At 60.0% G+C, this 25,021-nt stretch carries 23 protein-coding genes; 5 read left to right on the forward strand and 18 right to left on the reverse strand.

All coding sequences use genetic code 11. The annotated features are described in order from the left end of the window. The first annotated feature begins 79 nt into the window (after positions 1 to 79). Positions 80 to 1,033: an AraC family transcriptional regulator gene (locus WG219_21585; protein ID WXL25851.1), complete on the forward strand. Its 954-nt coding sequence runs from the start codon at positions 80 to 82 to the stop codon at positions 1,031 to 1,033. Between the two features lie 4 nt (positions 1,034 to 1,037). Here WG219_21585 and WG219_21590 read toward each other — a convergent pair whose 3' ends face one another. From WG219_21590 to WG219_21610, 5 genes are all read right to left on the reverse strand, one after another. Beyond that, positions 1,038 to 1,427 (reverse strand): DUF1850 domain-containing protein, encoded by a 390-nt coding sequence (locus WG219_21590; GenBank protein WXL25852.1) that lies wholly within the window; start codon positions 1,425 to 1,427, stop codon positions 1,038 to 1,040. Positions 1,428 to 1,429: 2 nt separating this feature from the next. Then, on the reverse strand, positions 1,430 to 3,454 hold the full coding sequence (locus WG219_21595) for a TRAP transporter permease (protein ID WXL25853.1): 2,025 nt from the start codon (positions 3,452 to 3,454) through the stop codon (positions 1,430 to 1,432). 78 nt (positions 3,455 to 3,532) lie between these two features. Next, on the reverse strand, positions 3,533 to 4,486 hold the full coding sequence (locus tag WG219_21600; protein WXL25854.1) for a TAXI family TRAP transporter solute-binding subunit: 954 nt from the start codon (positions 4,484 to 4,486) through the stop codon (positions 3,533 to 3,535). A gap of 449 nt (positions 4,487 to 4,935) precedes the next feature. Further along, positions 4,936 to 6,285 (reverse strand): sigma-54 dependent transcriptional regulator, encoded by a 1,350-nt coding sequence (locus WG219_21605; protein WXL25855.1) that lies wholly within the window; start codon positions 6,283 to 6,285, stop codon positions 4,936 to 4,938. A 45-nt stretch (positions 6,286 to 6,330) separates the two neighbouring features. Then, complete coding sequence (locus WG219_21610) at positions 6,331 to 8,079, reverse strand: ATP-binding protein (protein ID WXL25856.1); 1,749 nt, start codon at positions 8,077 to 8,079, stop codon at positions 6,331 to 6,333. Positions 8,080 to 8,218: 139 nt separating this feature from the next. Between WG219_21610 and WG219_21615 the strand changes: the two genes are divergently transcribed. After that, positions 8,219 to 8,704, forward strand: coding sequence for a GNAT family N-acetyltransferase (locus tag WG219_21615; GenBank protein WXL25857.1), 486 nt, complete (start codon positions 8,219 to 8,221; stop codon positions 8,702 to 8,704). Between the two features lie 121 nt (positions 8,705 to 8,825). Here the strand turns inward: WG219_21615 and WG219_21620 are convergent, their stop codons facing one another. Continuing rightward, entirely contained in the window at positions 8,826 to 9,212 is a 387-nt protein-coding gene (locus tag WG219_21620) for a hypothetical protein (protein ID WXL25858.1), read from the reverse strand. A 405-nt stretch (positions 9,213 to 9,617) separates the two neighbouring features. Between WG219_21620 and dapA the strand changes: the two genes are divergently transcribed. Next, positions 9,618 to 10,481, forward strand: coding sequence for a 4-hydroxy-tetrahydrodipicolinate synthase (gene dapA, locus WG219_21625; protein WXL25859.1), 864 nt, complete (start codon positions 9,618 to 9,620; stop codon positions 10,479 to 10,481). A 58-nt stretch (positions 10,482 to 10,539) separates the two neighbouring features. Here the strand turns inward: dapA and WG219_21630 are convergent, their stop codons facing one another. From WG219_21630 to WG219_21650, 5 genes are all read right to left on the reverse strand, one after another. After that, positions 10,540 to 11,850, reverse strand: coding sequence for a HipA domain-containing protein (locus WG219_21630; GenBank protein WXL25860.1), 1,311 nt, complete (start codon positions 11,848 to 11,850; stop codon positions 10,540 to 10,542). Next, the gene (locus tag WG219_21635) at positions 11,850 to 12,146 is read right to left on the reverse strand and encodes a helix-turn-helix domain-containing protein (protein WXL25861.1); all 297 of its coding nucleotides are present in this window, start codon (positions 12,144 to 12,146) and stop codon (positions 11,850 to 11,852) included. The genes WG219_21630 and WG219_21635 overlap by 1 nt, the downstream gene beginning before the upstream one ends. Positions 12,147 to 12,337: 191 nt before the next feature. Beyond that, entirely contained in the window at positions 12,338 to 12,889 is a 552-nt protein-coding gene (locus WG219_21640) for a nucleotidyltransferase family protein (protein ID WXL25862.1), read from the reverse strand. Between the two features lie 91 nt (positions 12,890 to 12,980). After that, positions 12,981 to 13,568, reverse strand: a complete 588-nt coding sequence (locus tag WG219_21645; protein ID WXL25863.1) for a glutathione S-transferase — start codon at positions 13,566 to 13,568, stop codon at positions 12,981 to 12,983. Beyond that, complete coding sequence (locus WG219_21650; GenBank protein WXL28072.1) at positions 13,565 to 13,993, reverse strand: VOC family protein; 429 nt, start codon at positions 13,991 to 13,993, stop codon at positions 13,565 to 13,567. The genes WG219_21645 and WG219_21650 overlap by 4 nt, the downstream gene beginning before the upstream one ends. A gap of 116 nt (positions 13,994 to 14,109) precedes the next feature. Here WG219_21650 and WG219_21655 point away from each other — a divergent pair, with 116 nt between their 5' ends. Further along, the gene (locus tag WG219_21655; protein WXL25864.1) at positions 14,110 to 15,048 is read left to right on the forward strand and encodes a LysR family transcriptional regulator; all 939 of its coding nucleotides are present in this window, start codon (positions 14,110 to 14,112) and stop codon (positions 15,046 to 15,048) included. On the opposite strand, the gene WG219_21660 is transcribed toward WG219_21655, so the two are convergent. Further along, positions 14,993 to 15,910, reverse strand: a complete 918-nt coding sequence (locus tag WG219_21660) for a LysR substrate-binding domain-containing protein (protein ID WXL25865.1) — start codon at positions 15,908 to 15,910, stop codon at positions 14,993 to 14,995. The two genes, WG219_21655 and WG219_21660, sit on opposite strands and share 56 nt — an antisense overlap. 148 nt (positions 15,911 to 16,058) lie before the next feature. On the opposite strand from WG219_21660, the gene WG219_21665 reads away from it, so the two are divergent. Beyond that, on the forward strand, positions 16,059 to 16,448 hold the full coding sequence (locus WG219_21665) for a RidA family protein (GenBank protein WXL25866.1): 390 nt from the start codon (positions 16,059 to 16,061) through the stop codon (positions 16,446 to 16,448). Positions 16,449 to 16,518: 70 nt separating this feature from the next. Here the strand turns inward: WG219_21665 and atzF are convergent, their stop codons facing one another. The 6 genes from atzF to WG219_21695 all read right to left on the reverse strand — a co-directional run bounded on the left by atzF (position 16,519) and on the right by WG219_21695 (position 25,020). Continuing rightward, entirely contained in the window at positions 16,519 to 18,318 is a 1,800-nt protein-coding gene (gene atzF / locus WG219_21670; protein ID WXL25867.1) for an allophanate hydrolase, read from the reverse strand. Continuing rightward, a complete protein-coding gene (gene uca, locus WG219_21675; protein ID WXL25868.1) occupies positions 18,308 to 21,928 on the reverse strand; it encodes an urea carboxylase in 3,621 nt (1,206 codons plus the stop codon). Before uca ends, atzF begins: the two co-directional genes overlap by 11 nt. A gap of 107 nt (positions 21,929 to 22,035) precedes the next feature. Beyond that, positions 22,036 to 22,665 (reverse strand): urea amidolyase associated protein UAAP2, encoded by a 630-nt coding sequence (locus WG219_21680; protein ID WXL25869.1) that lies wholly within the window; start codon positions 22,663 to 22,665, stop codon positions 22,036 to 22,038. An 11-nt stretch (positions 22,666 to 22,676) separates the two neighbouring features. Further along, positions 22,677 to 23,405 (reverse strand): urea amidolyase associated protein UAAP1, encoded by a 729-nt coding sequence (locus WG219_21685; GenBank protein ID WXL25870.1) that lies wholly within the window; start codon positions 23,403 to 23,405, stop codon positions 22,677 to 22,679. Then, positions 23,402 to 24,208, reverse strand: a complete 807-nt coding sequence (locus WG219_21690; protein ID WXL25871.1) for an ABC transporter ATP-binding protein — start codon at positions 24,206 to 24,208, stop codon at positions 23,402 to 23,404. The genes WG219_21685 and WG219_21690 overlap by 4 nt, the downstream gene beginning before the upstream one ends. After that, positions 24,205 to 25,020 carry an ABC transporter permease subunit gene (locus tag WG219_21695; protein WXL25872.1) on the reverse strand — a complete coding sequence of 272 codons (816 nt, stop codon included), beginning with the start codon at positions 25,018 to 25,020 and terminating at the stop codon, positions 24,205 to 24,207. Before WG219_21695 ends, WG219_21690 begins: the two co-directional genes overlap by 4 nt. Position 25,021 lies beyond the last annotated feature (1 nt).

Here is a 25,021-nt window from a genome sequence, read left to right on the forward strand (position 1 = left end):
GAATAATTCTGAATACACTTGCTCACTTAGGAGAAAACAAGCAAAACTTAGGCGCGAGCAAATTTTCACGGGTAATCACATGCACTTATTCACCTGCGGCCAACTGAGCGCTGCCGCTAACGCGCTGGGTGGCGACGTGCGTTTTGATGCTGATTTACCCGGCGACATGCCTGTACTGAACGGTCAACAGAACGTACAGACAGCCGACAACGGCCTGGTGCTGTACCTCAGCCACAGCCAAGATCTGGTCGATGGCTGCAGTCGCAACCTGCTCAGCCCGGGGCTGACTGCGTCTGTGTTGCTCGAAGGCCAGGCTGATATCAGCCTGCCCGGTCAGCGCTGGTACTCCGACGCCCGTCGCAGCCAAAACCGCGCCATGTTGCTGAACCTGACCGACAGCGAACAGTTCACCCGCCACTGGCAGGCAGGCCGTCACGAAACCAAGCTGAGCCTGCACATCACCCCACAGTGGCTTGATCAATACCTGCACAGCAGCGCAGACGGCAGCAAACAGCTGCGTCAGCTCGCCAAAAACCACCTGCACAGCCAGCCCTGGCTACCCGCTGCCAACCTGCTGCAACGAGCGCAGCAGCTGGAGCCGACAGCAACGCTGAACCCGGTATTACGCCGCCTGCAACGGGAGAGCCTGGCGCTGGAACTGGCTGTGGATATCCTCCAGGGCATTGAGGCGACCATACCCGGCAAGCGCCTGAGTAATCACCTGCAACAGCGCCTGGAGCGCCTGAAAGACTGGCTCGACAGCGGCACGGCCAATCACCTGAGCATCGCCCAGATGGCCCGCGAGCTGAGTAGCAACCCGGTGGATTTGCAGAAAGGCTTCCGTCAGCTCTACGGCGATACCATCGCCGCTTACCTGCGCAAGGCACGGCTTGAACAGGCCTATCAGGCTCTGTGCCAGCAACGCATCTCGGTGGATGATGCGGCCAGCCTGGCTGGCTACGAGCACCTCAGTAGCTTCAGCAATGCGTTCAGGCGCCAGTACGGCATTGCACCGTCTCAGGCACGCAAGTAACGCCTCACTCTTTCAGTCTGCAGCTCCACAGTTCCAGCGCGGGCTGGCTCGCTTGTGGCGGGCCGAGCCATTCGCTCAGGGCGTGGCAGCGCTGGTCATAACAGAGTTGGTAATCCCCTGCCTCCGGGGTTCGCCCGACACGCAGCGGTTGCAACGGCGGCAGCTGACGCTGGTAATGCCAGCTGCCATTGCGCAGTACGGCGCCGTCCGGAATCTCCATACCGGCGCCTGAACCTTTAACCCGCGCCTCACCCAGCAATAAGCCTTGCGGTGTGACACGGTAGTCTTCTTCCCAGCGGACTTTCTCGATCGTGTGGGTCCAGGCCAGGGTAAAGGCCGGCACGGGCACTTCTGCCCACACCACACCGGCGAACCCCAGGCACAGACCCAACATGATCAGTTCAGAACCGGCTGAGCGCAGCGGGCGCGCCAGATGTGCTGAGCAATCAGGACAATCCCCAGGGCAAAGCCCAGTTCGTCACTGACCGGCATCGCCAGAATCAGCGAAACACCTGCAGCAAATGCCAGCAAGCGCTCCCACCAGGCCAAACGCACGCTCAGGAAGCCCACCACCGCCATGCCCCACAGGCCGATGGCAAAGGCGGTTTTGATCAGCATGTACAGCGTTGCCGTCCAGCTGTCGCCCTGCATCATCAGCGCCGGGTCGTAGACCGCCATAAACGGCACAACAAAACCGGCAGCGGCAATGCGCACCGCCCACAGGCTGATCTTGAAGCCGTTCTCCCGGGCAATCGGCGCTGCCGCAAAGCAGGCCAGCGCTACCGGTGGGGTGAGGTCAGCCATCAGGCCGAAATAGAACACGAACATGTGCGACACAATCAGCGGCACGCCCAGATCCAGCAGCGCCGGTGCCGCGATGGCACTGGTGATGATGTAGTTGGGGATGGTCGGAATGCCCATGCCCAGCACCAGACAGGTGAGCATGGTCAGCACCAGCGACAGGAACAGGTTGTTCTGGCCGATGGCAAGGATGTAACCGGCAAAGGTCGTGGCGATACCGGTCAGCGACACCACACCGATAATCACCCCCACCAGCGCACAGGCAATACCCACCGGAATCGCATGGCGCGCGCCTTCTACCAGTGCATACAGGCAGGCGCGCAGGGTTTCACCGCCGCCTTTAACAAACCAGCACGCCACAACCAACGCGGCAATCACGCCGAATACCACGCCAATGCCCAGCTGGAAGAACGCCGCGCAGACCACGCCGAGCAGAATCCAGAAGATCATCCGCAGCCACGTCGACGACACCTGCAGGATGATCGCCGAACCAAGAATCACGATAGCCGTCAGCGCCAGACCCACGGTCCCGGAGAACATCGGCGTACGCCCGGAGAACAGCAGGTACACCAGCACCAGCAGCGGGATCAGCAGATACCAACGCTCTTTCACCGCCGCCCAGGCGCTCGGGCACTGCTCTTTCGGCAGACCTTTGAGGTCGTTGCTCTTGGCCTCCAGATGGACCATCCAGAACACCGCACCGAAGTACAGCAGCGCCGGGATCAGCGCGGCCTTGGCCACTTCCACGTACGGCACGTTGATGGTTTCCGCCATGATGAATGCCACCGCACCCATCACCGGCGGCATGATCTGGCTGCCCATACTCGCCGTCGCTTCCACCGCACCGGCGAAGGCCGGGCGATAGCCGAAGCGCTTCATCAGCGGAATGGTGAACTGGCCGGTGGTGACCACGTTAGCCACACCGGAACCGGTGATGGTGCCCATCAGCGCCGACGACACCACCGAGACCTTGGCCGGTCCGCCGAGTTTGTGGCCGAACAACCCCATGGCAAAGTCAGTGAACAGCTTGATCATTCCCGCCTGTTCCAAAAAAGCACCGAACAGGATGAACAGGAAGATGTAGGTGGCCGATACGTAAGTCGGCGTGCCATAGAAGCCTTCCGTACCGAAGGCCAGCTGATTGACGATCTGATCAAAACCATAACCGCGATGGGCCAGATCACCCGGCAGGTATTCACCGAATAGCCCGTACGCCAGAAACAGCGCGCAGATCAGCGGTAAGGCAATGCCCATCACCCGCCGCGCCGCCTCGAACACCAGCACCGTCAGGGTGATGCCAACAATCAGGTCCATCTGCGTCAGGTCACCCGAGCGCTGCACCAGATCGGCCTCGAAGTACCACTGATAAAACGCCGTGGCCATACCCGCTAAACCCAGCACCCAAGCCAGCGGCTGCCACGGCCGATCTGAGCCTTTAGCCGGATAGCAGAGGTACACCATCAACAGCAGAAAACCAACGTGCCCGGCCCGCAGCACCTGACTGGAAACCGGGTGAAACGCGGCGGTGACGATCTGGTAAATGGAAAACAGCAACGCAACAACAAACAACGCCTTCGGCCACTCGGCCGGGCTGGCATGCAAGCCTTTATCTTCACTCATGGTGTCTACACCCTTGCTACACACATCGCTCAATGAGCAAAAGGCGCACGCCCGAAAGCCTGCGCCATACCGGCAGAATTACAGAGCGCCCGCTTCTTTGTAGAAGCGCTCAGCACCGGGGTGCAGCGGGATCGGCAGGTTCTTGGCAGCGTTTTCCAGGGCAATGTCCTTGGCCGCCGAGTGAGAGTTGGCCAGACGTGGCAGGTTCTCAAACATCAGTTTGGTCATCTGATAGACCACGTCGTCGGATACGCCGGAATGGGTCACCAGCAGGTTGGTGATAGCAGCAGTCGGTACGTCTTCCTCCTGACCGTCGTAAGTGCCCGCCGGAATGATTTTGGATTGATACGCCGGACTGCCGATCTTGGTGACCACTTCTTCAGGAATAGCGACAAAGGTGATTGGCACCATGGACGCCAAATCGCGAATCGCCGCCATACCCAAACCGGACGATTGCAGGGTGGCGTCCAGCTGACGGTTTTTGATCAGCTCGACCGACTCGGCATACGGCATAAACTCCACACGGCCCATGTCTTCATAGCTCAGGCCAGCGGCCTTGAAGATAGCGCGGGCATTCAGCTCAGTGCCGGACTTCGGCGCGCCCACGGAGATGCGCTTACCTTTGAGGTCAGCCAGGGTTTTGATCCCGGACTCTTTGCTGGCAACGATCTGGATGTAGTTCGGGTAAGTCGCGGCGATGGCCCGCAGCTTGTTCAGCGGCGTCTTAAAGCCTGCGTCAGGGATGCCCTTCCACGCGTCATCCACCGAATCTCCCAGCGCAAACGCCAACTCACCACGGCCTGCTTGCAGCAGGTTGAGGTTTTCCACAGAGGCCTTGGTGGCCTGCACCGACGTTTTAGACCCTTCAATACCGTTGCTGTACAGCTGTGACAGGGCCACACCGATCGGGTAATACACCCCGCTGGTGCCGCCGGTAAGGACATTGATAAAGGTCGGGGCGGCCAATACTGCGGTGCTGGCAGTCAGTGCGGCCGCAGCAGCGAACAGGCTTAAACGCTTGGTCATGCGCATGGAGTTTCTCCGTCATTGTTATGGCTATATGCATCCTGATTACGGGCACAACGCCGGTCAGCGGCAGCCAGCGAAACTGGCAGAACAGCGGCGGGAAAGAAGCAGGAGACAGGTGCAGTCGCACCCATGCAATCGTGTCAGCTCTTGTCTTTCTTATCTGTTCACGCGCTGGCCATCGAGGGCCTAGCACCAAGGTCATAGCAGAAGCCATGCCAGAGACTGAAAGCCCCATATTACGGGGCCGCCGGGAATATTAAGACGGCTATTGAGCGGATTTTTGCTGTTGATAAACAGACCAATCGGCAAGATTCCGCCGATCAAACCATCTGAAAGACCACCTAAAACGAACCATCGCTTGGTGGATAAAAAGAGCGTTATCCACCCTACCCGCCCCCACAAAACCCGTAGGGTGGATGGACGAAGCCATCCACCACTGCGCACCCACGGTTTTACTCACCCTCGTCAGCGGCACCGGCTGGCAGGTAATGGCTGCGCTGCAGGCCATGGCGCTGCATCTTTTCGTTAAGGGTGCGGCGGGGAATCTGCAGGCGTTCCATGACTTCAGCGATGTTGCCCTGGGCCTGTTGCAACGCTTGGTGCAGGCATTGGGCTTCGAAGTTTTCCATTTGCTCGCTCAGGGACAGTCCGTTGCTGCTGGCGACTTCACGGCTGCTCAGGCCAAGGGCGTGGCGTTCGGCGGCGTTGATCAGTTCGCGGACGTTACCGGGCCAGTCGTGGCCTTGTAGCTTGGTCCATTCCCCCGGCGTTGAGGCAGCTACTTCGCGGCCATGGCGCTTAGCGGCGATCTGCACAAAATGCTCAAACAGCAGCGGGATGTCTTCACGCCGTTCACGCAGGGTCGGCAAGCGCAGGCTGGCGACGTTCAGGCGATAGTACAAATCCTCACGGAAGCGCCCGGCTTTCACCTCTTCCAGCAGGTCTGGCTTGGCTGCGCAAACCACGCGCAAATCTACGTTGATACTGCGGTTTGAACCAAGGCGCTCCAGCGACTGCTCCTGCAACACACGCAGCAGTTTGGCCTGCTGTGGCAGCGGCAGGCTTTCCACTTCATCCAGAAACAGGGTGCCGCCGTCAGCGTGTTCGATACGGCCAATACGCCGCCCCTGCGCACCGGTAAAAGCACCGCTCTCATGGCCAAACAATTCGCTTTCAAATAGCTGCTCGGGGATTGCCGCGCAGTTAAGGGCCACAAACGCTTTGCCCGCACGCGGGCTGAAGTCGTGCAGGCAGCGGGCGACCAGTTCTTTGCCGCAGCCGGTTTCGCCTTGCAGCAGCACATTGACCGAAGTTGCAGCCAGCTCCAGCACTTGCCGACGCAAATGCTGCATAGGCTTTGATATGCCGAGCAGATGCGCTTCGATACTGTTTTTCTGACCGACCTGCTGGCGCAGCTGGCGGTTCTCGCAGACCAGACGACGCTTATCCAGCGCGCGACGCACGCTGTCGAGCAAACGTTCCGGCGGAAACGGCTTCTCGATAAAGTCGTAGGCCCCATGCTGCAGCGCCTGCACCGCCATCGGCACATCGCCATGACCGGTGATGAGGATGACCGGCAAATCACGGTCTCGCTGCAACACATCATCCAGCAGTTGCAGGCCATCGACGCCAGGCATGCGCACATCGCTGATCAGAATGCCGGGATAGTCCTGATCAATCAGCGCCAGCGCCTGCTGCGCACTCGCGCAGGTCTGCACGGTAAAACCGGACAGCTCCAGCCATTGCCGGACGGTGTCGCGGATGGCCGCTTCGTCATCAACCACGATGACCTGTGTGTGCATGAATACCTCCTTGTTGCGGCGCGACAGCTTTTGCTGCCGCGCGGCTTATTCTGCTTGCGCCAAGCTCAGTGTAAACACTGCGCCCTGTTCACCATTAGCCGCATTCAGGTTGCCACCCAGCTCGCGCATGATGCCGTAAGACACTGCCAAGCCGAGCCCCAGTCCTGCCCCCACCGGTTTGGTGGTGAAGAACGGTTCAAATACATGGGCCAGCGCTTGGGCATCCAGCCCGCCGCCGTTATCGGCAATGCTCAAGCGCGCCTGCCCACCGACAACCTGAAGGGTTATCCACAGCTGAGGCTTATCCACATCCGCCATGGCGTCTAAGGCATTGTTGAGCAGGTTGACCAGCACATGCTCCAAGCGAATCGCATCGCCTCGCACACGCACGTTGTTGTCGATTTCACGATGTACGTGAACGTGTTCACTGCGCAGACGCGGCGCCAGCAGTTGCAGGGCCTGCTCCAGCACATCCACCAGCATTAACACCTCAGTCTGGCCAGCCGGGGTTTTACGGGAAAAGGTTTTCAGGTGGCCGGTCAAGCCCGCTATGCGTTGCAGCAGCTCTTCGATGCGTTTGAGGCCCTGCTCTACCTCATCTTGCCTTCCGGACTGAAGCAGCAGATGGAGGCTGCCTAGCTGCATACGCATGGCCGTCAGCGGTTGGTTGATTTCATGGGCCATGGCGGCGGACATCTGCCCCAGCGCGGCCATTTTTGCGGCATGTACCAACCCGTCCTGTGCTTCACGCAGTTCCTGTGTACGCAGCGCCACCTCCTGCTCCAGACGTTCACGGATGCCCGCCTGCAAACGCTGATTTTTGCGGCGCTGGGCCAGATACAGCAGCAGGAATGCCAGCGTCATCCATGTCCCGCCTGCGGCCAGCCGATAACTGCGTACGGTATTCAGCAGATTGCCTGGCTCGCTCAGTAAATGCAGGGTCCAGCCCTCATCACCCAGGTCTTGCTGCTGCCAGAGGTAGTCCTGCACACCATCCGGGCCCGTGACTCGGCGCCACTGGCTGGTAGGCGTAATGGTGCGCAGTACGTGGCTCGATAAGGGCTGCAAGGCCTGCTCAGCGTATTTGCGCACCCCAACCAACTCGTCTCGGTCTTGCTCACTCAGACTTTTGAGCATGCGGAAGCGCCAGGCCGGGCGGTTACTGAGAATCGCCACGCCGTAGCTGTCGCTGATCATAAGCACGCCCGGCTGGCTGACCCATTCGCGCTGCAACTCCTCCAGCTCCAGCTTGACCACCACTACGCCCAGCACGGTTCCGTCCAAGTCCTGCACCGCATGGGCTAAGAAATAACCGGGAATCCCGGTAGTTACCCCCACGGCGAAGTACTGGCCGTGACCTTCGCGCAGCGCATTCTGGAAATACGGGCGAAAGGCATAGCGGTTACCGACAAAACTGCTCCAGTCCCGCCAGTTACTGGCCACCAATGCCTTGCCTTGCGTGTCGAGCAGGTACAACACACTCGAACCGGCCACAGCGTTGAGCTGCTCTAGGCGCTTGTTGAGGGTGTCCAGCAGAATCGGATCATCCTTTGAGCGCAGCAACGTGCGGATATCACTGTCCAGCGCCAGCACCTTAGGCAAGGCGCGATAACGGTCCAACAGGGTGTGAATTGACTGGCTGTAGAGCTGCAGCTGCCCTTGCGCCTCCTGACTACGCTCCTGCCAAGCGCGCTGCTCGGCATAGCGCCCGGCCAGCCACATGCTGATGATCAGCCCCAGCACGATAAGCAGGGTCAGGATGATGACGCGGTGGCGTTGGAACAACTCAGGCATGTGCAGGCTCCGGTTCCTTGGACGGTGCATCCTATGGGCAAACAAGATAGCAGCGGGCCACCTACCGTTCGACCGATTTAAATGTCATCCCCGTTCGCGGGGCCAGTACGCTTGGCATTTGCCTACGACACGCTTGAGCATGGACATACGACCCGCACGCACCACGGACTGGCGCCTACTTAAAGCTGTACGCCTCAACGCGCTTAAAGACAGCCCAAACGCATTTGCCGTGACCTATCAGAGCGCCTCAAACCTGAGCGATGAACAGTGGCAAGCCCTCGCAACCGCAACAGCTCACAGAAGGTTCTGGCTAGCGGTAGAAGACGACGAGGCTGTCGGCTTGGTGGGAAGCCTCATCAGCGCAGCAGATCGCTACACATTGATCGCCATGTGGGTTGAGCCGCAACGACGAGGCTCCGACGTGGCCGCCCGGTTAGTTGAGTCAGTTACGCGCGATGCGATCCAGAAGCAGCACAAGCGGGTTTATCTGGAGGTCTCACCCGACAATCACCGGGCGGTAGGTTTCTATCAGAAACAGGGATTCGCCTTCATCGACGAGTGGGAGCCGCTGGACAGTGACCCGACAATCCTGATGCAAACCATGATTTGCAACAGCGTGGGCTGAACTCACATTCAAGCGCAGATAAGCATCCATGAGTTTGCTTATCCACAGGCCGGCGCTGTGTGAAAGCCGGACCGGCTGTGGATAAATCAGCAGAGCGCCGCTAGAGCACTCCACGTAAGCATCAGATAAACGACTGACGCGAAGCGCCCCGAGGCAAACGATTACGCCCCGGCAATTGAGCCAGACGCGCCTGCCATTCAGCACGGGCAGATTTTTTGCTCGGTGTACTTGCGGCCTTATCAGCAGCGACTTTTTCCACCGGCGTAGTGCGGCTCGGCTTCGCTTCAACAGCGGCAGCGGCCTCAGCAGCTGCGGCTTTCTCGGCTTTGGCTGCCGCTCTCAGATCAGCCAAGCTCGGGGTCTTACGCACCGGCTCAACGGCCTTCTTCTCAAGGGAACGGAGGCACAGCTTGCACGAAACCTCAGCCTCAACCTGCGTCATCTCAAGGCTCGCTCCTGAGCGACCGCATGCAACACCCTCTTGGTTTGCGGAGTAGTGAATTGCCAACGTGTTATCTCCTGCTTTTTGGGGCGCGGGATTTTACACGGTCATACCGTATGATCAGCAAAAATCGCCGAAGATCGTCTGTCATTGATCAGATTTGCTCGCGAATGTCTTAGAAAACCCGGTTGACAGTCAGCCACACGCTGCGCACTATCTGCCGCACGACTTGCGCAACGGACATCCCATGCTCCACACCCACGACCACTCGCCAGCACAGCCGGGCTTCTTTGCCCAGGTTTGCGCGTGCGTCGTCGTTGCCAAGAAATCCAAGAAACAGTCGCTCATTTGACCGGGGCACTGTCCCGTCAGATGGGCTGACTGGACAGATGGCGCTGGGTTTACCGACCTTCTCTTTCAAGTTCACTCCCTTCTGATGGCGACCTGACGGTCAGTAACAGGAGTACTTGCATGTCTTTTCGTGGTATTTGGGTGGCGTTGGCCACACCGTTTCGCTCAGGTGAAATCGACTTCCCGGCCCTGCGCAATCTGGTCAACAAGCTGGCCGCCGAAGGCGTTGCCGGTTTCGTGGTGTGTGGAACTACCGGCGAAGCCGCCGCACTGAGCCACGCCGAGCAACTGGCTGTGCTGGATGCAGTATTGCAGCAGGTACCGGGACAACAGGTGATCATGGGGCTAGCGGGCAATAACCTGCGCGAACTGCTGGCCTTCCAGCAGGAGATTCAACAGCGCCCGATTGCCGGACTGCTGACACCTGCGCCCTATTACATCCGTCCCTCTCAACAAAGCATCGAAGCCTTCTTCAACACCGTCGCTGACGCGGCCAGCGTGCCGCTGGTGGTCTACGACATTCCTTACCGCACCGGCGTCCGCATTGAGCGCGAAACCCTGCGCCGCATCGTCCGCCACCCGAATATCAAAGCGATCAAAGATTGTGGCGGCGATGCGGAAACGACGATGACGCTCATTGCCGATGGCGATGTCGAAGTGCTCGCCGGGGAAGACCTGTACATCTTCAACAACCTGTGCCTGGGCGGCCACGGCGCCATCTCCGCCAGCGCGCATATCCGCGCCGACCTTTATGTGCAGATGCAGCAGCAGGTCGAAAGTGGGCAACTGGGTGCTGCCCGGCATACCTTCTACCGCCTGATGCCGTGGATGCAGGCCGCCTTTGCCGAGCCCAACCCCGCTGCAGTCAAAGCCGCGTTAGCGCTGCAAGGGCTGATCACCCCGGAGCTGCGTGAACCGATGCAAAGCTGTAGCGCGGCGACAGTAGAGCGGTTGCGCACGGTGCTGGCTGCGCTGGAAGAGTAAGCAGGGAGTGGCGCCCGAGCTCAGTACGGGCGCCTGCTTTTAACAGCAGTGATTTACGCTAAAGGCCTATGCGCAAATGTGCCGTCATTTCCCTGATCACAATGGCGTTAATACTCCTTAAAAGACGTACCTCACCCGCAAGCGTACTCGCCAGCTCCGGCCTGCCTTCACGCAATTGGGCATTGTTTTGCACCACTGCATCCAATAACTGTTCAGCCTTCACACTCACCGCATCCACCAGTTTGCGGATGTGTTCTCTGGCTGTTGCAGGCTTGATGCCCATTACCTCGGCAGCCTCTACCAGCAACGCTACGCCGATCTGGCTTAGGTGTTTAACGCCCAGAACTGGCCAGGCCATCTCAGCCTGCTCGGGCCACTTATTCTGGTCAAATGCGCGGGTGCCGTAGACCGCTGTGCACAGCAGGTCATAGAACGGCGACAGGCTTACGTCCTTACCACTCAACAGAAAGCTGAGGTTCTTGAGGTGAGCGTCCTCATTTCCCACCAAGACATTAAAAATCAGCCATTGAAACAAGCGCAGCCTGGCAACAACAGTGGGACGGCACTGATCAGCCAACGCTGAGATTTTCTCGACACTACCGGCGCTGTACTTAAACGTCGCAGCCAATCCGTCCAACTGACAGGCATCGATGCAGTGGAGACGGCTCCAACCCTCTGCCGTGAGCTGGCGATCAAAGCGTTCAATCAGATAAACCGGCTGAGGCACATACAAGCGATGCACATCGGGCACTGGCAGCCCGACCCGCTTGGCCAAAGTCATCACAAACCACTCATTAATCACTGAGTGTGCCCACGCTCCATCAGGATGATCTGGCTTAAGAATGTGAGTCGAAGGCTCATTCCCCAGCGGCTCAAACAGTTGGCCATCCCGGTATATGACAGCGACTTTGTGCTGCGCCCCGGCCAACGACATTTTCTTAGCCGACTGCTGTGCCAACGCCACCTTAGGCATCGCCTTGATTCGCTCTGACAGTACACTGGCAGGCAGCTCCAGAACCTGCCCGGGTGGCGGAGTCTGCTCTGGAGGCAGGAGGGTCAGCGAGCCCGCTGACTCAGCACCAAAATGCTGCAATAAAGCAAACGCATCCTCGACGGTAGAACCTGCTGCCTCAGCAATCAGCCGCCGTTGCCCTTCCTCGGGCAGCAGGTTGTCGAAATACCACTGCACAGGACGGATGCTGGCTCCATCCAGATGCTCTTCTTCCTGTAATGGCAATAGCGGGCATAGCGGATAGGCCGAGGCGCCTCTCAACCACTGCGCGCTGTAGCCGAATGCCCAGAGTCCATTGTTTTCACGCAGAACACCAACCAGTGACTGATTGATCCAGACATTCAATAAGCGCTCCATCACTCAGCGCTCCTGCGCGTTTTAGCGGTTTTCCTATTGCTGCTCTGTGCCAGAACGTCACGAATTTCATCCGCCAAGATCGCAGGTGCCTCGACGCTAACGGTGAGGCCAAGACCCTGCATAACCTGAAGCAGCTTGCCCCACTGGACGGTTTCCCCGCCTCGCTCAACCTTGCCAAGGAAATTCTCTGATACACCCAGGACGCCCGCTGCATCATCCTGGCGGAGCTGCATGGCTTTACGGCTAGCGCGGATGAGCATGCCCATTTGCTCTGCTGAATCTATTTCGAACTTCATTCGGACGCCTCACAGGAGCTTGGCGGATAAAAATCCGCATGACTGTGAGGATTTTAGCGAAAAACCCGTATTTATCAAATAATCCTCATGATCGTGAGGATTTAAATGTAATTCGTCGAAAACACGCGATAATCCTCACGATCATGAGGAATTGTGAACTGTTTATTATGTCGTTTAACCAACCCAGATGATCAGCCCTCAGCAAAGCGCAGCTGCGGCCATATCGCCGCCCAGTTCTTGGAACGCTGGCGCTGTGTATAAATCGGCTGCTTTTCTGCGGCGAATTTCGCGGTTGGGCGGACGATCAGGTTAAACAGGTCGCCCAGGCCGTAAGGCGCTGCTATTTCGATCTGCTCATCCACGCCCAAACGTACCGCAACAGCCGTGGCAGTTTCCGGCCAGTAGCACATGGCGTCGGTGGAGCTGGTATAGGGCTGATCAGCATTGCCTAGGTGCATGCGGGCCTGATTCTTCACCGACCAGTTGTGGCGGCTGTCCATCTGCTGCAACGCCTGTTCAAACCGGGCATCGACTTCGGCACTGGCCTGATCAGGGTCGAACCAAATCACGTCGATATCCGCCAGTGGCGTGCTGATGGGCAACTGGTGCAATTGATCCCAGACCGCATTGCGTACACACCCGGCCGCCACCCAGCAATCCGGTAGGCCCAACGCTTTTACCTGGCGTAGAACGGCCATACGCATCGGGTCGGCGGCAAGAATGGCGAGTAGCTGTTGGTGCATAGCAAAGGCTGGTTATCCGTGAAGAAACAGCAGCCTAGCAGACCCAGCCAGCGAACGTGGCGGCGTTCGTGGGCCAGCTAAATCGCCCGACTCAGGGCTTAGGCAAATAGCCCGGTAAAGCTTCGATACGGTTTATCCACTGAGCGATGTGCGGGTAGCCCGAGATATCCACACCACCTTCATGGGCCAGTACGACATAGGGATAGACCGCGCAATCGGCAATCGAAGGACGGCCGATGGCGAGCCACTCGTTGGCTTTCAGGTGCTGATCAAGGACAGACAGCACGCGTGGAGACTTTTCCACCGCCGCATCGTAATCAAGGGCATAACCAAACTTCTGCACCAAACGCGCAGCGCAGACGCTGTGCTGAATTTCGTTGGCGGAAAAGGACAGCCACTTAACAATCTCGGCTTGGCCAAACGGATGCGCCGGCCACCAGGCCAGCCCGCCATGGGCACCAGCCAGGTACACCAGAATGGCGTGCGAGTCATAAATCACCTGCTTGCCATCCACCAGAATCGGCAGTTGCGCCAGCGGATTCAGATCCAACAGCGGTGCCCGCTTATGTTCACCACCGAGAAAATCCACCGGCACAATCTCAAGCTTGATATTGGCCAGCGCGGCAAACAGACGGACTTTGTAGCAGTTACCGGAAGGTTCCAGGTCGTACAGTTTCATGGGTGTTCTCCGTTGATGAGTTGGTTGAACTCCAGAACATTTCCATCGGGGTCGCGTATAAACAGGGCAATGCGCCTGGGGCCTATCGGATGCGGGCCTTCGGTGATGCGGATGCCCTGCTCGCCCAGCCACGTCTGCAGCGCCTGAAGATCATCGACCACGAACGCAGGATGGGTGATGCCCGGCAGCTTGACCGGTGCGTCCAGCAACGGATTGTGGGCATCGGGCATACGCGTGCCGTTGAAGATCAGGTTGATTCGCACCCCATCTGGGGTGAGCATCTCGTTGGCCTCGTACAGGGGGAAATTTGCGCTTTCGACAAAACCGAGGGCCTGATAAAAATCCAGTGCCCGCTGTTTGTCGCTGACGCGAATCCCGATATGGTCGTATGCAAAGATCCTGGCGGGGTTTTGCAGGGCGCTCATGTTGGCGATCTCCGGTGGAATGTCTGTTTGGCCAGTGTCACGGCCCACGCACGTTTCACCTATACCCCTAAGCTGACATCACCTGTGCGCCAATCGCACTAATCCGGAAGTGGACTATGGACCGGCTCAAAGCAATCGCCAATTTCGTCCGCATCGTTGACAGCGGCAGCCTCAGCGCCGCTGCCGATGCCAGCGGCCAATCACTGGCCTCGCTGGTGCGCTCGCTGGCAGCACTGGAAAAGTACCTGGGCGTGCGTTTGCTCAATCGCACAACCCGCAGCATGGCCCTAACCGACGAGGGCAAGGAGTACCTAGCCTGGGGGCGGCGCATGCTGGCTGACTTTGATGAGATGGAGCATCGTCTGGCGGGCCACGACGGTAGCGTACGCGGCCAGTTGCGGATCACTGCGCCGGTGGAGTTCGGCTCTCGCCATGTCGCGCCGCTGGTGAACAGCTTCCTGAAAGAACACCCAGCTATGCGGATTGAGCTGAACTTGAATGATCAGATCATGCCGCTGCTGGATGAGCGCCTCGATCTGGCCCTGCGCATCGGCCACCTTCCGGACTCCGGGCTGGTGGCGAGGCAAGTTAGCCGCACCCGTCTGGTTACTTGCGCCAGCCCGGACTACTTGCGCAGCGCCCCAGCCATTGAGCATCCATCAGAGCTGCGGGAACACCATTGCATCAGCACCAGCGCCCAAGGCCGGCAGTGGTACTTCCGCGATGATGAGCAGGAATGGGCGCAAGAGATCACCCCAAGACTGGTGTGCTCACAAGTACGCGCCGCCAGCTTGGCTTGCGTGCAGGGTTTGGGCATTGCCCGGCTGATGCACTATCAGGTCGCGGATGAACTGGCAGATGGCCGACTGATCCGAGTCCTGCAGGCGTTTGAGCCGGAGGACTTACCGATCCAGCTGGTTTACCCACACTCCCTACAACTGTCGCCACGGGTCAAAGCCTTTGTGGATTGGGCGTGCCCGCAGTTGGAGCGGCTCACGCCTAACCCAAACCAAATCCCTGCCGAGCTGATAAAAGCGCCACCACCCAGTCAATAAATACACGTAACTTGGCGCTGACATGGCGATTCGGTGGGTAAGCCAAATACAGTGGCATCGGCTCCAGCGACCAGTCCGTAAACAGCTGCACCAGCTCGCCATTATCCAGATGTGAGCGGGCCATATAGTCCGGCAGCGCGGCGATGCCCAAACCGGCCACACAGGCAGCGATATAGGCGTTGCCGTCATCCACCGTCAGCGCCTGGCGGCCTTGCAGGCTGAGCTGCTCACCCGCGCGACTGAGGCGGTAAAACATCGGTTGGCGCGTGCGCGAGCTGACAAAATTCACCACCCGATGCGAGCCGTGTTCCACCTCGCCGGGATGCGCCGGGATGCCGCTGCGTTGCAGATAGGCAGGTGCTGCATACACACCGAGCTGCAAACTCCCCACCTGCCGAGCCACCATGGACTGCTCGCGGATTTCGCCGCCGCGGATCACGCAGTCGACGTTCTCGCTGATGATGTCGACAACCCGGTCGCTAACACCCATGTCCAGCTGAATATCCGGGTAGCGTGCATAAAACTCAGGCAGCGCCGGGATCAGCACCAGCCGCGCCAGCGGACTGGGCACATCAATACGCAGGCGTCCACGAGGCTGGGTAGCCGCGTAGGACAGGCTGGTTTCGGCGTCGTCCAGATCATCCAGCAGGCGGATCACCCGCTCGTAATACGCCGCACCATCAGCGGTGACGTTGACCTTGCGTGTGGTGCGGTTGAGCAAGCGCACCCGCAGCCGCGCCTCCAGTTGCTGCACCAGCTGGGTCACGCTGGTCTTGCTCATGTGCAAGCTCTCGGCGGCCTTGGTGAAGCTGCCGGTTTCCACCACGCGGGCGAAGGCCTGCATTGCGTCGAAGCGGTCCATGGTCCGTTCCAGATCGGGTTGATTGTTTGGATTCTACAAACAGTTATGAACAAAGTTGCTGGTTTATCCACAAGACGTGGGTTTCTACAGTTTCTCCATCGCAAATAACGCGCAATCAACGGGCCGACAGGCCCAGATGGAGATCGTGATGACAGTACGTGATGTGGTGTTCCCAGCAGGCCGGCAAGCGTTGTACGAGCGCAACCGCTACTCACCGGCGATTCGTAGCAACGGCTTTGTGTTTGTCTCAGGTCAGGTGGGCAGCCGTGAGGATGGTTCACCCGAGCCGAATCTTGAAGATCAAGTCCGTCGCGCCTTCGACAACCTCAATGCAATCCTCAAGGAGGCCGGTTGCAGCTTTGATGATGTGGTCGACGTAACGGTATTTATGGTCGATCCACAGGCCACATTCGAACGCATCTGGCAGATCGTGCCGGAATATTGGGGCCAGGCGCCGCACCCGACCCTGACCGCTGTGGGCGTGACCTGGCTGTATGGCTTCGACTTTGAGATCAAAGTAATCGCCAAACTGCCTTAAGAGGCTAGCCAAACACTCGGCGTGCTGTGGATAACCGTGCCTTGCGGTTATCCACAGCAGCGGTGGCGGCTTATCGTGCCAGATAGGCCCGCCAGCCACCGTACCGGCTGATGTCTTCCGCGCTTTTCAGTGCGTAGCTTTCGCAGATAAAGCTGGTTTCCCAACTGCCATCGGCCAGCTCCACTTTGCCGAGGCCTAGCGGCGCCGGAATGCCGGTTAGGAACGAGCCTAATTCAGCCGAAGGCAACTCCCATACTTCCACCTCAATCGCCACACCATCCGCTGCCACACGCTGCAAACCGGGACGCTGCGGCGGACCACCGGCCAAGGCATACAGACGGTATGCCGCTGCAGTGGTGGTTTTGCGCAACAAACGCGCACCGCGATTGCGCAATTGCCAGTTCAGCACCAAACCATCCAAATGAGCCCCGCACACCACCACACGGGCGCGGTCATTACGGGCCAGATTGAGTGGGGCCGGGCTGTTGAACTGCCGCTCACCGGCCAGTGGCAAACCATGCAGGCGTTGCAGGGCGTCGGCCAGGCCGAGTAGCCACTGATCAGTAAAGGCCCGCCCAAACAGGGTCACACCCCACGGCAGGCCGTTGCCCATAAAGGCGCTGGGCACGGCCACGGCAGCGTAATCCAGCAGGTTCATAAAATTGGTGTACCAGCCCAGATCGGCATTGCGCTTAACCGGTTCCGCCGCCAGCTCAGCCAGCGTCACCGGGCGCGGATAGGCCGGGGTCAACACGCAGTCCAGCTCAGCCATTAGCTGATCGCATATGGCTTTTAGCGCCTGCAAACGGTACTGAGCGCGGAAGGCCTCGACCGCTGTCGCCCCCGGCGCTTTACGCAGTACCTCTTGAATCACTGGCAATACTGCGTCGGGCTGCTGCTCGATCAACTCACCCGCCACGCTGTAGCGCTCCGCCACCCACGGGCCCTCATAGAGCAGGCGGGCGGCTTCAAGGAATGGCGCAAAGTCGATCTCCACCGGCTCACCGCCCAACTCACGCAAATAATCCACAGCCTGGGCAAACAGCGCCGGGCTTTCTGTGCAGCCAAAAAACTCCAGCTGGCGCGGCACGCCAAAGCGAAAGCCCGCATGGGGTCGACCGAACGCGCTGGCGTCGTTCCACTGCGGGTTGGCGCGGCTGTATGCATCTCGCGGATCAAGCCGTGCCGTCAGCGCCAGCAAATGGCTGGCTTCAGCGGCGGTGGCAGTAAAGAAGGTGGTGCAATCCAAAGTGCGACAGGCAGGCACTACGCCAGCTGTGGATAACAAGCCCTTGCTTGCCTTGAGCCCAACCAGATTGTTAAGCGCCGCCGGTACTCGCCCGCTGCCAGCGGTGTCCGTGCCCAAGGCAAAGCTGGCCACCCCCAGCGCGACCGCCAGCGACGAACCCGCGCTGGAGCCGCCGGACGGATAATCCGGGTGCACGCTGTTGCGGCAGGCGCCATAGGGCGAGCGGGTGCCGTTAAGGCCAGTGGCGAATTGATCGAGATTGGTCTTACCAACCGGCACCGCACCTAGGGCAATCAACTGTTCAACCAACGTTGCACTCTGCTGCGGCACATAGGCAAAGGCTGGGCAGGCAGCGGTAGTGGGAATCCCAGCCAGGTCGATGTTGTCCTTGATCGCAAAGGGCACGCCGTACAGCGGCAGATCAGCCGGGTCACGACCTTCAAGCGCAGCCAGATAAGGCTCCAGCTCAGCGTCGCTGAGAACATGGATAAACAGATTGAATTCGGGATTAAGCGCCAGAGCCTGCTCGCGTAATTGGCTGAGCAACTGACGTGGGGTGAACGCGCCCGAGGCGTAGCTCGCCGCCAAGGCACTCAGACGAAGATCGTATTTATGCAGCATGGCCAGCCTCCTCAAGCTCTTCAATCACAACAACACACTGCCCGGCACGCACCGGCGAACCGGGTTGTACCCGTATCTCACGAACCACCCCGGCAAAGGGCGCATCCACGGCGATTTCCATCTTCATCGACTCCAGAATCACCAGCGCCTCTCCGGCGTTAACGGCCTGACCCACTTCCACCTGCACCTGCCAGAGGTTGCCGGCGATATGGCTTTCGATGGCGTGCTGTCCGGCAGCCAGTGGCGCTTCATCACCTTGGTCGGCGGCCACCTCTTCGCTGTCGAAATTGGCCTGACCGTTGGCGATCCAGCGTTGGCGTTCAGCATCGAAGGCGGCCCGCTGCTGCTGGCGGAAGGCCTCGATGCCGTCACTCTCGCGGCTGAGAAAGGCTTGGTACTCAGCCAAATTGAGGTGACTGTCTTCGATTTGCAGGGGATACCGGCCCAGTGGGAAGTCGCGGCGAATCTGCAGCAACTCCTCGGCGCTGACCGGGTAGAAGCGAATCTGATCAAAAAAGCGCAGCAGCCACGGCTTGCCAGCAAACGCTTCGACTGCGCGGTAGCGGTTCCACATCTGCAAGGTGCGCCCGACAAACTGATAACCGCCCGGCCCTTCCATGCCGTACACGCACATATAGGCGCCACCGATGCCCACTGAGTTTTCAGCGGTCCAAGTGCGGGCCGGGTTGTATTTGGTGGTGACCAAACGGTGACGCGGGTCCAGCGGCGTGGCCACCGGCGCACCTAAGTAAACATCGCCCAAGCCCATGACCAGATAGCGGGCCTCAAACACTGTGCGCTGCACCGCGTCGAGGTCGCTGAGGTCGTTGATGCGACGGATAAACTCCAGGTTGCTCGGGCACCAAGGCGCGTCTTTACGCACGGTGGTCATGTACTTCTGGATCGCCAGCTGGCAGGCCGGGTCGTCCCATGACAACGGCAGATAAACGATACGCGACGGCACGCTTAAGTCCGCTGCGCTGCACACGTCGTCCCACAACTCAGCAATGGCAGCCAGCAACGCTTGCAGCGCCAGCACCTGGGGCTGGTAATGCACTTGCAGCGAGCGGATGCCCGGCGTCAGGTCGATCACCCCAGCCAGTGCCTTGGCCTGCAGTGCCTGCATCAGCGCATGGGCACGGAAGCGTAGGACCAGATCCAGCTCCGGCGCGCCGATTTCCAACAGCAGATGGGTGTCGCCCGACAGGCGAGCGACTAAACGGCTGTCGTCCTGACCAATATCCAGCACAACCGGCGATAGCCGTTCAGCGGGCTGCCAAGCCACAGTGACCGGAGCCAGATTAGCCACCTCGTCCAGCCGCGCCGCGGCCAGCGCGCGCGCTGTAGAGATATCCACAGGCACAAAGCGCACCTTATCCCCGGCTTTGAGTTGACCCAGTTGCCACAGATCAGCCTCGATCACCGTCACCGGGCAGACAAAGCCGCCAAGGCTAGGGCCGTCCGGACCAAGGATTACCGGCATATCGCCGGTAAAGTCCACCGCACCAATGGCGTACGGGTTGTCGTGGATATTGGACGGATGCAGACCCGCCTCACCACCGCTGTCACGCACCCACTCGGGTTTAGGCCCAATCAAACGCACGCCGGTGCGGCTGGAGTTGAAGTGCACTTCCCAGTCAGTGCTGAAGAAGGTGTCGATATAGGCCGGGCTGAAGTATTCCGGCGCGCCGTGAGGGCCGTAGATCACCCTGAGTTGGCGTACCGCAGGTAATGCCGTGTGCAGCGCGACAGGCAGTGTTGCGCCTGCTTCGGATTGCTCCAGCGCCAGCAAGTGCAGTACATCACCAGCACGCAGAGCACGACCGCCATGGCCGCCAAACTGACCGAGGGTAAAAGTACTTTTGCTGCCGAGATAATCCGGCACTTGCACACCCCCGCGAATGCTCAGATAGCTGCGCGCACCGGCTGATGCGATGGTGCCGAGCGTCAAGGTGCTGCCAGCGGGGACAAACAGTGCGGTATTCAGCGGCTGCGCTTCGCCGTTTAAACGCAGCGGAATAGGCGCTCCGGTCACCGCCACCACCGCATCGGTGTTAAAGCGCAGGGTCGGGCCGCTCATGGTGATTTCTAAACCCGCCGCGTCCTGCGCATTGCCCAACAAGCGGTTGCCCAAACGCAACGCACGGTCATCCATTGGCCCGGAGGGCGGCACACCAACGGCCCAGTAGCCGAGACGCCCGGGCACATCCTGCACAGTGGTTTGCGTGCCCGCGCTGATCACCTCAAAGGTCGCGGCGCGGTAGTGCAATCCTTCCAAACAGCGCGTCCAAGGCTGGCCGCTGGTGAACGGTGCATCCGCCAATATCTGCCGCAGGTAGCCTTGGTTGGTTTCCACGCCATACAGCAGGCTGTCTTTAAGCGCTGCATCCAGCGCCAGACGGGCTTGCTCGCGGGTGTCAGCCCAGCTGATGAACTTGGCAATCATCGGGTCAAAGTACGGCGGGATTTCACACCCCGCTTCCACCCATGTGTCGATACGCAGGCGCTGGCCGTCCGCAGGCGCAAAGGCCACTGCGGTGAGCAGGCCGGGGCTGGGCTGAAAGTCCCGGCCCGGATCTTCCGCATACACCCGCGCTTGAATCGCATGGCCATGCGGTTGCACCTGCGCCGCCAGCTCGCTCAGCGGCGGCAAGGTGCCAGCGGCCAGCTCGACCATCCAGCGCACCAAATCCACACCCCAGACTTGCTCGGTAACGCCATGCTCAACCTGCAAGCGGGTGTTCACTTCAAGAAAGTAAAAGTGTTCGCCCTGAGTGTCGTAGACAAACTCCACGGTGCCTGCGCTGCGGTAATTGACGGCGCGGGCCAGCTTGATCGCCGCCGCACACAGCGCCTCTTCCATCCCGTCTGGCAGGTTCGGTGCAGGGGTTTCTTCCAAAACCTTCTGGTTGCGCCGCTGCACTGAGCAATCGCGCACGCCGAGGGCAATGACCTCACCCTCACCGTCACCAAACACCTGTACTTCCAGGTGGCGGGCACGCTCGATGTATTTCTCGATAAACACACCGGCGTCGCTGAAGTTGTTCTGGCCCAGACGCCGCACCGTGTCGAAGGCTTCGCTCAGCTCCTGAGCTGAGCGGCACACACGCATGCCGATACCGCCACCGCCTGCGGTGATTTTCAGCATCACCGGGTAGCCCACCTGCTCTGCTGCGTTCAGCGCTGCGGCAAGGTCGTCGAGCAGTTCGGTGCCTTCCAGCAGCGGGACACCTTGTTGTTTGGCCAGGGCGCGGGCGGTGTGTTTGAGGCCGAACACCCTTAGCTGCTCAGGCGTCGGGCCGACAAAGGCAATCCCTGCGGCTTCGCAGGCTTCGGCAAAGGCGGCGTTTTCAGACAGAAAGCCATAGCCGGGATGGATCGCTTGGGCGCCGCTGTCACGGGCGGCGGCGAGAATCTTATCCACAACCAGATAGGTCTGAGCTGCCGGGCCTTCGCCCAGGCTGATGGCCTGATCGGCCTGCTGCACATGCAGGCTGGCGACATCGGCTTCGGCGTACACACTGACGCCTTTGATCTGCATTGAGTGCAGGGTGCGCAACACGCGGCAGGCGATGGCGCCGCGATTGGCGATAAGCAGGGTGTCGATCATCTCTGTGTTTCCCGGTTGCGGGCCGTCCCGCGAGGTGAAAGCACACCGTGGTCGTCCACGGGGCAGCGCGCTGTCAGCGCCAGATCAAAAGCTGCGAGGCGTTCGCCTCAATCCCATACCAGCACCTGCGCCGGGGTTGGGTTCCAGCCGTTACAGGGGTTGTTCAGTTGTGGGCAATTGGAGATCAGTACGACCACGTCTTGGTGCGCCTTCAGCTCCACGTATTTACCGGGCGCGGAGATGCCGTCCTCGAAGGTCAGGCCGCCTTCTGGGGTGACGGGCACGTTCATGAAGAAGTTGATGTTGGCGCCGATGTCGCGCTTGTTCAGGCGGCCGTCATGCAGGCAAGCGCAGAGGAAGTTGTCGCGGCAACTGTGGCGTTTGTCGTGGGCGTAGCGCACGGTGTTGCTCTCTTGCGCACAAGCGCCGCCTAAGGTGTCGTGCCGGCCACAGGTGTCGGCAACGATGGTCAGCAGCGGCTGGCCCAGGTTGGAATACAGCACGCTACCGGTGGATAAGTAGGCGTTTTTCTGGCGACGCAGGGTGCGCTGCGGGTCGTAGCGCTCACGGGGATTGCTGGCGCTGTAGAACAGCGTGTCGATTGCCTGATTACCTTCCAGATCAAGCAAACGCACGGTTTGTCCGGCTTTGACTTCAAACAGATAAGGCTCACCGGCCGGAATGGTGTGACTGAACCGGGCGGTTTCGGCGCTGAGCGCACTACTGGTGAGGGTCATGGGGCAGCTCCTTACAGGTAAAAGCGTTCGGTGTTGTGCAAGGCACGACCGTTTTCCGGGCGCAGGTTGCGGCTGACGGCCAGATCAGCCTCCGGCTCGGCGCGCACAGCCAGTTGCACCGGGCGCGGCGCGTAGGCAGGGTTCGGGTCCATGGGGTGCTGCAAGGCGGTGAGGATCACCAGACTGTCCATCGGCGCGTGCAACTCGATGTAGTCACCGGGCTTAGCGTTGCCGGGGACAAAGCTGAAGGCGCCGGACTCATCCACCGTGACCTTGCTGAAGAGGTTGAGCACCATGAGCAGGTCTTGCAGGTCGAGGTTCCACTTGCCCATTTCCACCAGCAGGTTGTCTGTGCCGTTGCGGTAGAAGCCATTACGCAGTTCCTGATAGCGGCCCTGGCCATATTTCTCGCGGGTTTCTGCCGCGTTCAGCACGCCGCCAAAGCTGTCGTGCCAGCCACAGGTGTCGGCAGTAATCGCCGCCAGCACCCGGCCCATGTCCGAGTACAGGCAGTGGCCGGTGCTTAGGCGCGCGGTGTGCTGGCCTTTGAGGGTGTCCGGCAGGTTGAGGCGCTCACTGGGTTGGTTGGCGTTGAGCAGCATCAGGCTGACATTGGCGTTGCCTTGCACATCCGTGATGCGCAGGGTCTGGCCGCGCTTGAGGATGAACGAGGTGTGACCGCCGCCGGGCACTAACTCTTCATACAGCGCAGCGGATGGCGTCAGAACTTCGGTGGTCATGGGGCAATCTCCACAGGGGGTGGCTGAATGGCTTGCAGAACCTGCGACGGCAGCCCGGCAAGTGCAGCGCGGGCCTGTAAACGGTCGTGATTCAGGGGGATGTCATAGGTAATACGGGCGCCATAAGCCTGAGGCGCTTGTGGGTCGTGACGAACCTTGTCGAACACCAGCAAACGGGTGCCCAAATGGAAGCCTTCGGGCAGGTCGTGGGTGACCATAAATACGGTCAGGCCGCTGTCGCGCCACAGCTCCAGCAACAGCGCATGCATGTCTTTGCGGATACCCGGATCGAGGGCGCCAAAGGGCTCATCCAGCAGCAACACACGGGGCCGGGCGATCAAGGCCTGGGCAATCGCTAAACGTTGCTGCATGCCGCCGGAGAGCTGGCTGGGATAACGCTGCAAAAACGCGCCGAGGCCGACCTTCTCCAGCATCTGCGCAGCCTCATCGCGGGCGCGACGTTTGCTGTTGCCCCACAGGCGGCCGCTGAAGGCTGAGCGGGGCAATTCCAAACCGATGCTGACGTTATCCAGCACACTCAGGTGCGGGAACACCGAATAACGCTGGAACACCACGCCACGGCTGGCGTCTGGCTCGGCGGGGAACGACTGGCCTTGCAACAGCAGCGTGCCTTTGCTCGGCCGTTCCTGCCCCAGTAACAAGCGCAAAAAGGTCGATTTACCGCAGCCGGAGGCGCCGACCAAGGTGCAGAACTGTCCCTCTTCCACACTCAGGTTGAGACGTTCCAACACCACCTGATCGCCATAGTGCTGCCAGACATTACGAATCTCGATAAAGCTCATGGGCGCGCTCCTTCCGACCAAGGGAAACAGCGCCGGTGCAGCACACGCAGGCCCCAGTCCATCAGCCAGGCCAGCAGGGTTATCCACAGCACGTACGGCAGGATCACATCCATCGCCATATAGCGACGGACCAAGAAGATGCGGTAGCCCAGGCCTTCAGTGGCGGAAATGGCCTCAGCCGAAATCAGGAACAACCAGGCCGCGCCCAGCATCAACCGCAGCGACACCAATAAACGCGCCAGCAATTGCGGCAACACCACCCGCAGCACCAGCGTCCAGCTGTTAGCGCCAAGGGTTTGCGCCTTGATCAGCACCTCTGACGGAATCTCCCGTGCGCGTTGCTCCAGCTCCCGCGCCAGCAGCGGCGTGATACCGATGACGATGAGCATCATCTTGGACAACTCATCCAGGCCAAAGACGATAAAGAGGATCGGCAGGATCGCCAGCGGCGGCACCATCGACGCCACCGCCAGCAACGGCGACAGAGGTGCACGCAGCAGCGGGAAGACCCCAGCGGCGATCCCCAGCACCAGGCTGGCCACCGCCGCAATACCCAGGCCGAGCCCCAACCGCAGCAAACTGGCGAGGGTATCGCTCCACAGCAAATATTCGCCGGTGCGAGCATCTTCACTAAAGCCCAGACGCACCACCGCATCGGTCATTTGCGCCAGGCTCGGCAGCAAACGATCCCCGGGGTTTTCGGCCAGCCGCAGGCTGGAGGCAGTACCGTAGGCCAGCGCCAACAGAAGCAGCGGCAGCAACGCAAGCAGCAAGCTCCCGCCCCGGCTGGGGTGACGGCTAATAAAGCGCATA

The organism is Pseudomonas mendocina (assembly GCA_037482215.1).
In the GTDB taxonomy this organism is placed as follows: Bacteria; Pseudomonadota; Gammaproteobacteria; order Pseudomonadales; family Pseudomonadaceae; genus Aquipseudomonas; species Aquipseudomonas mendocina_E.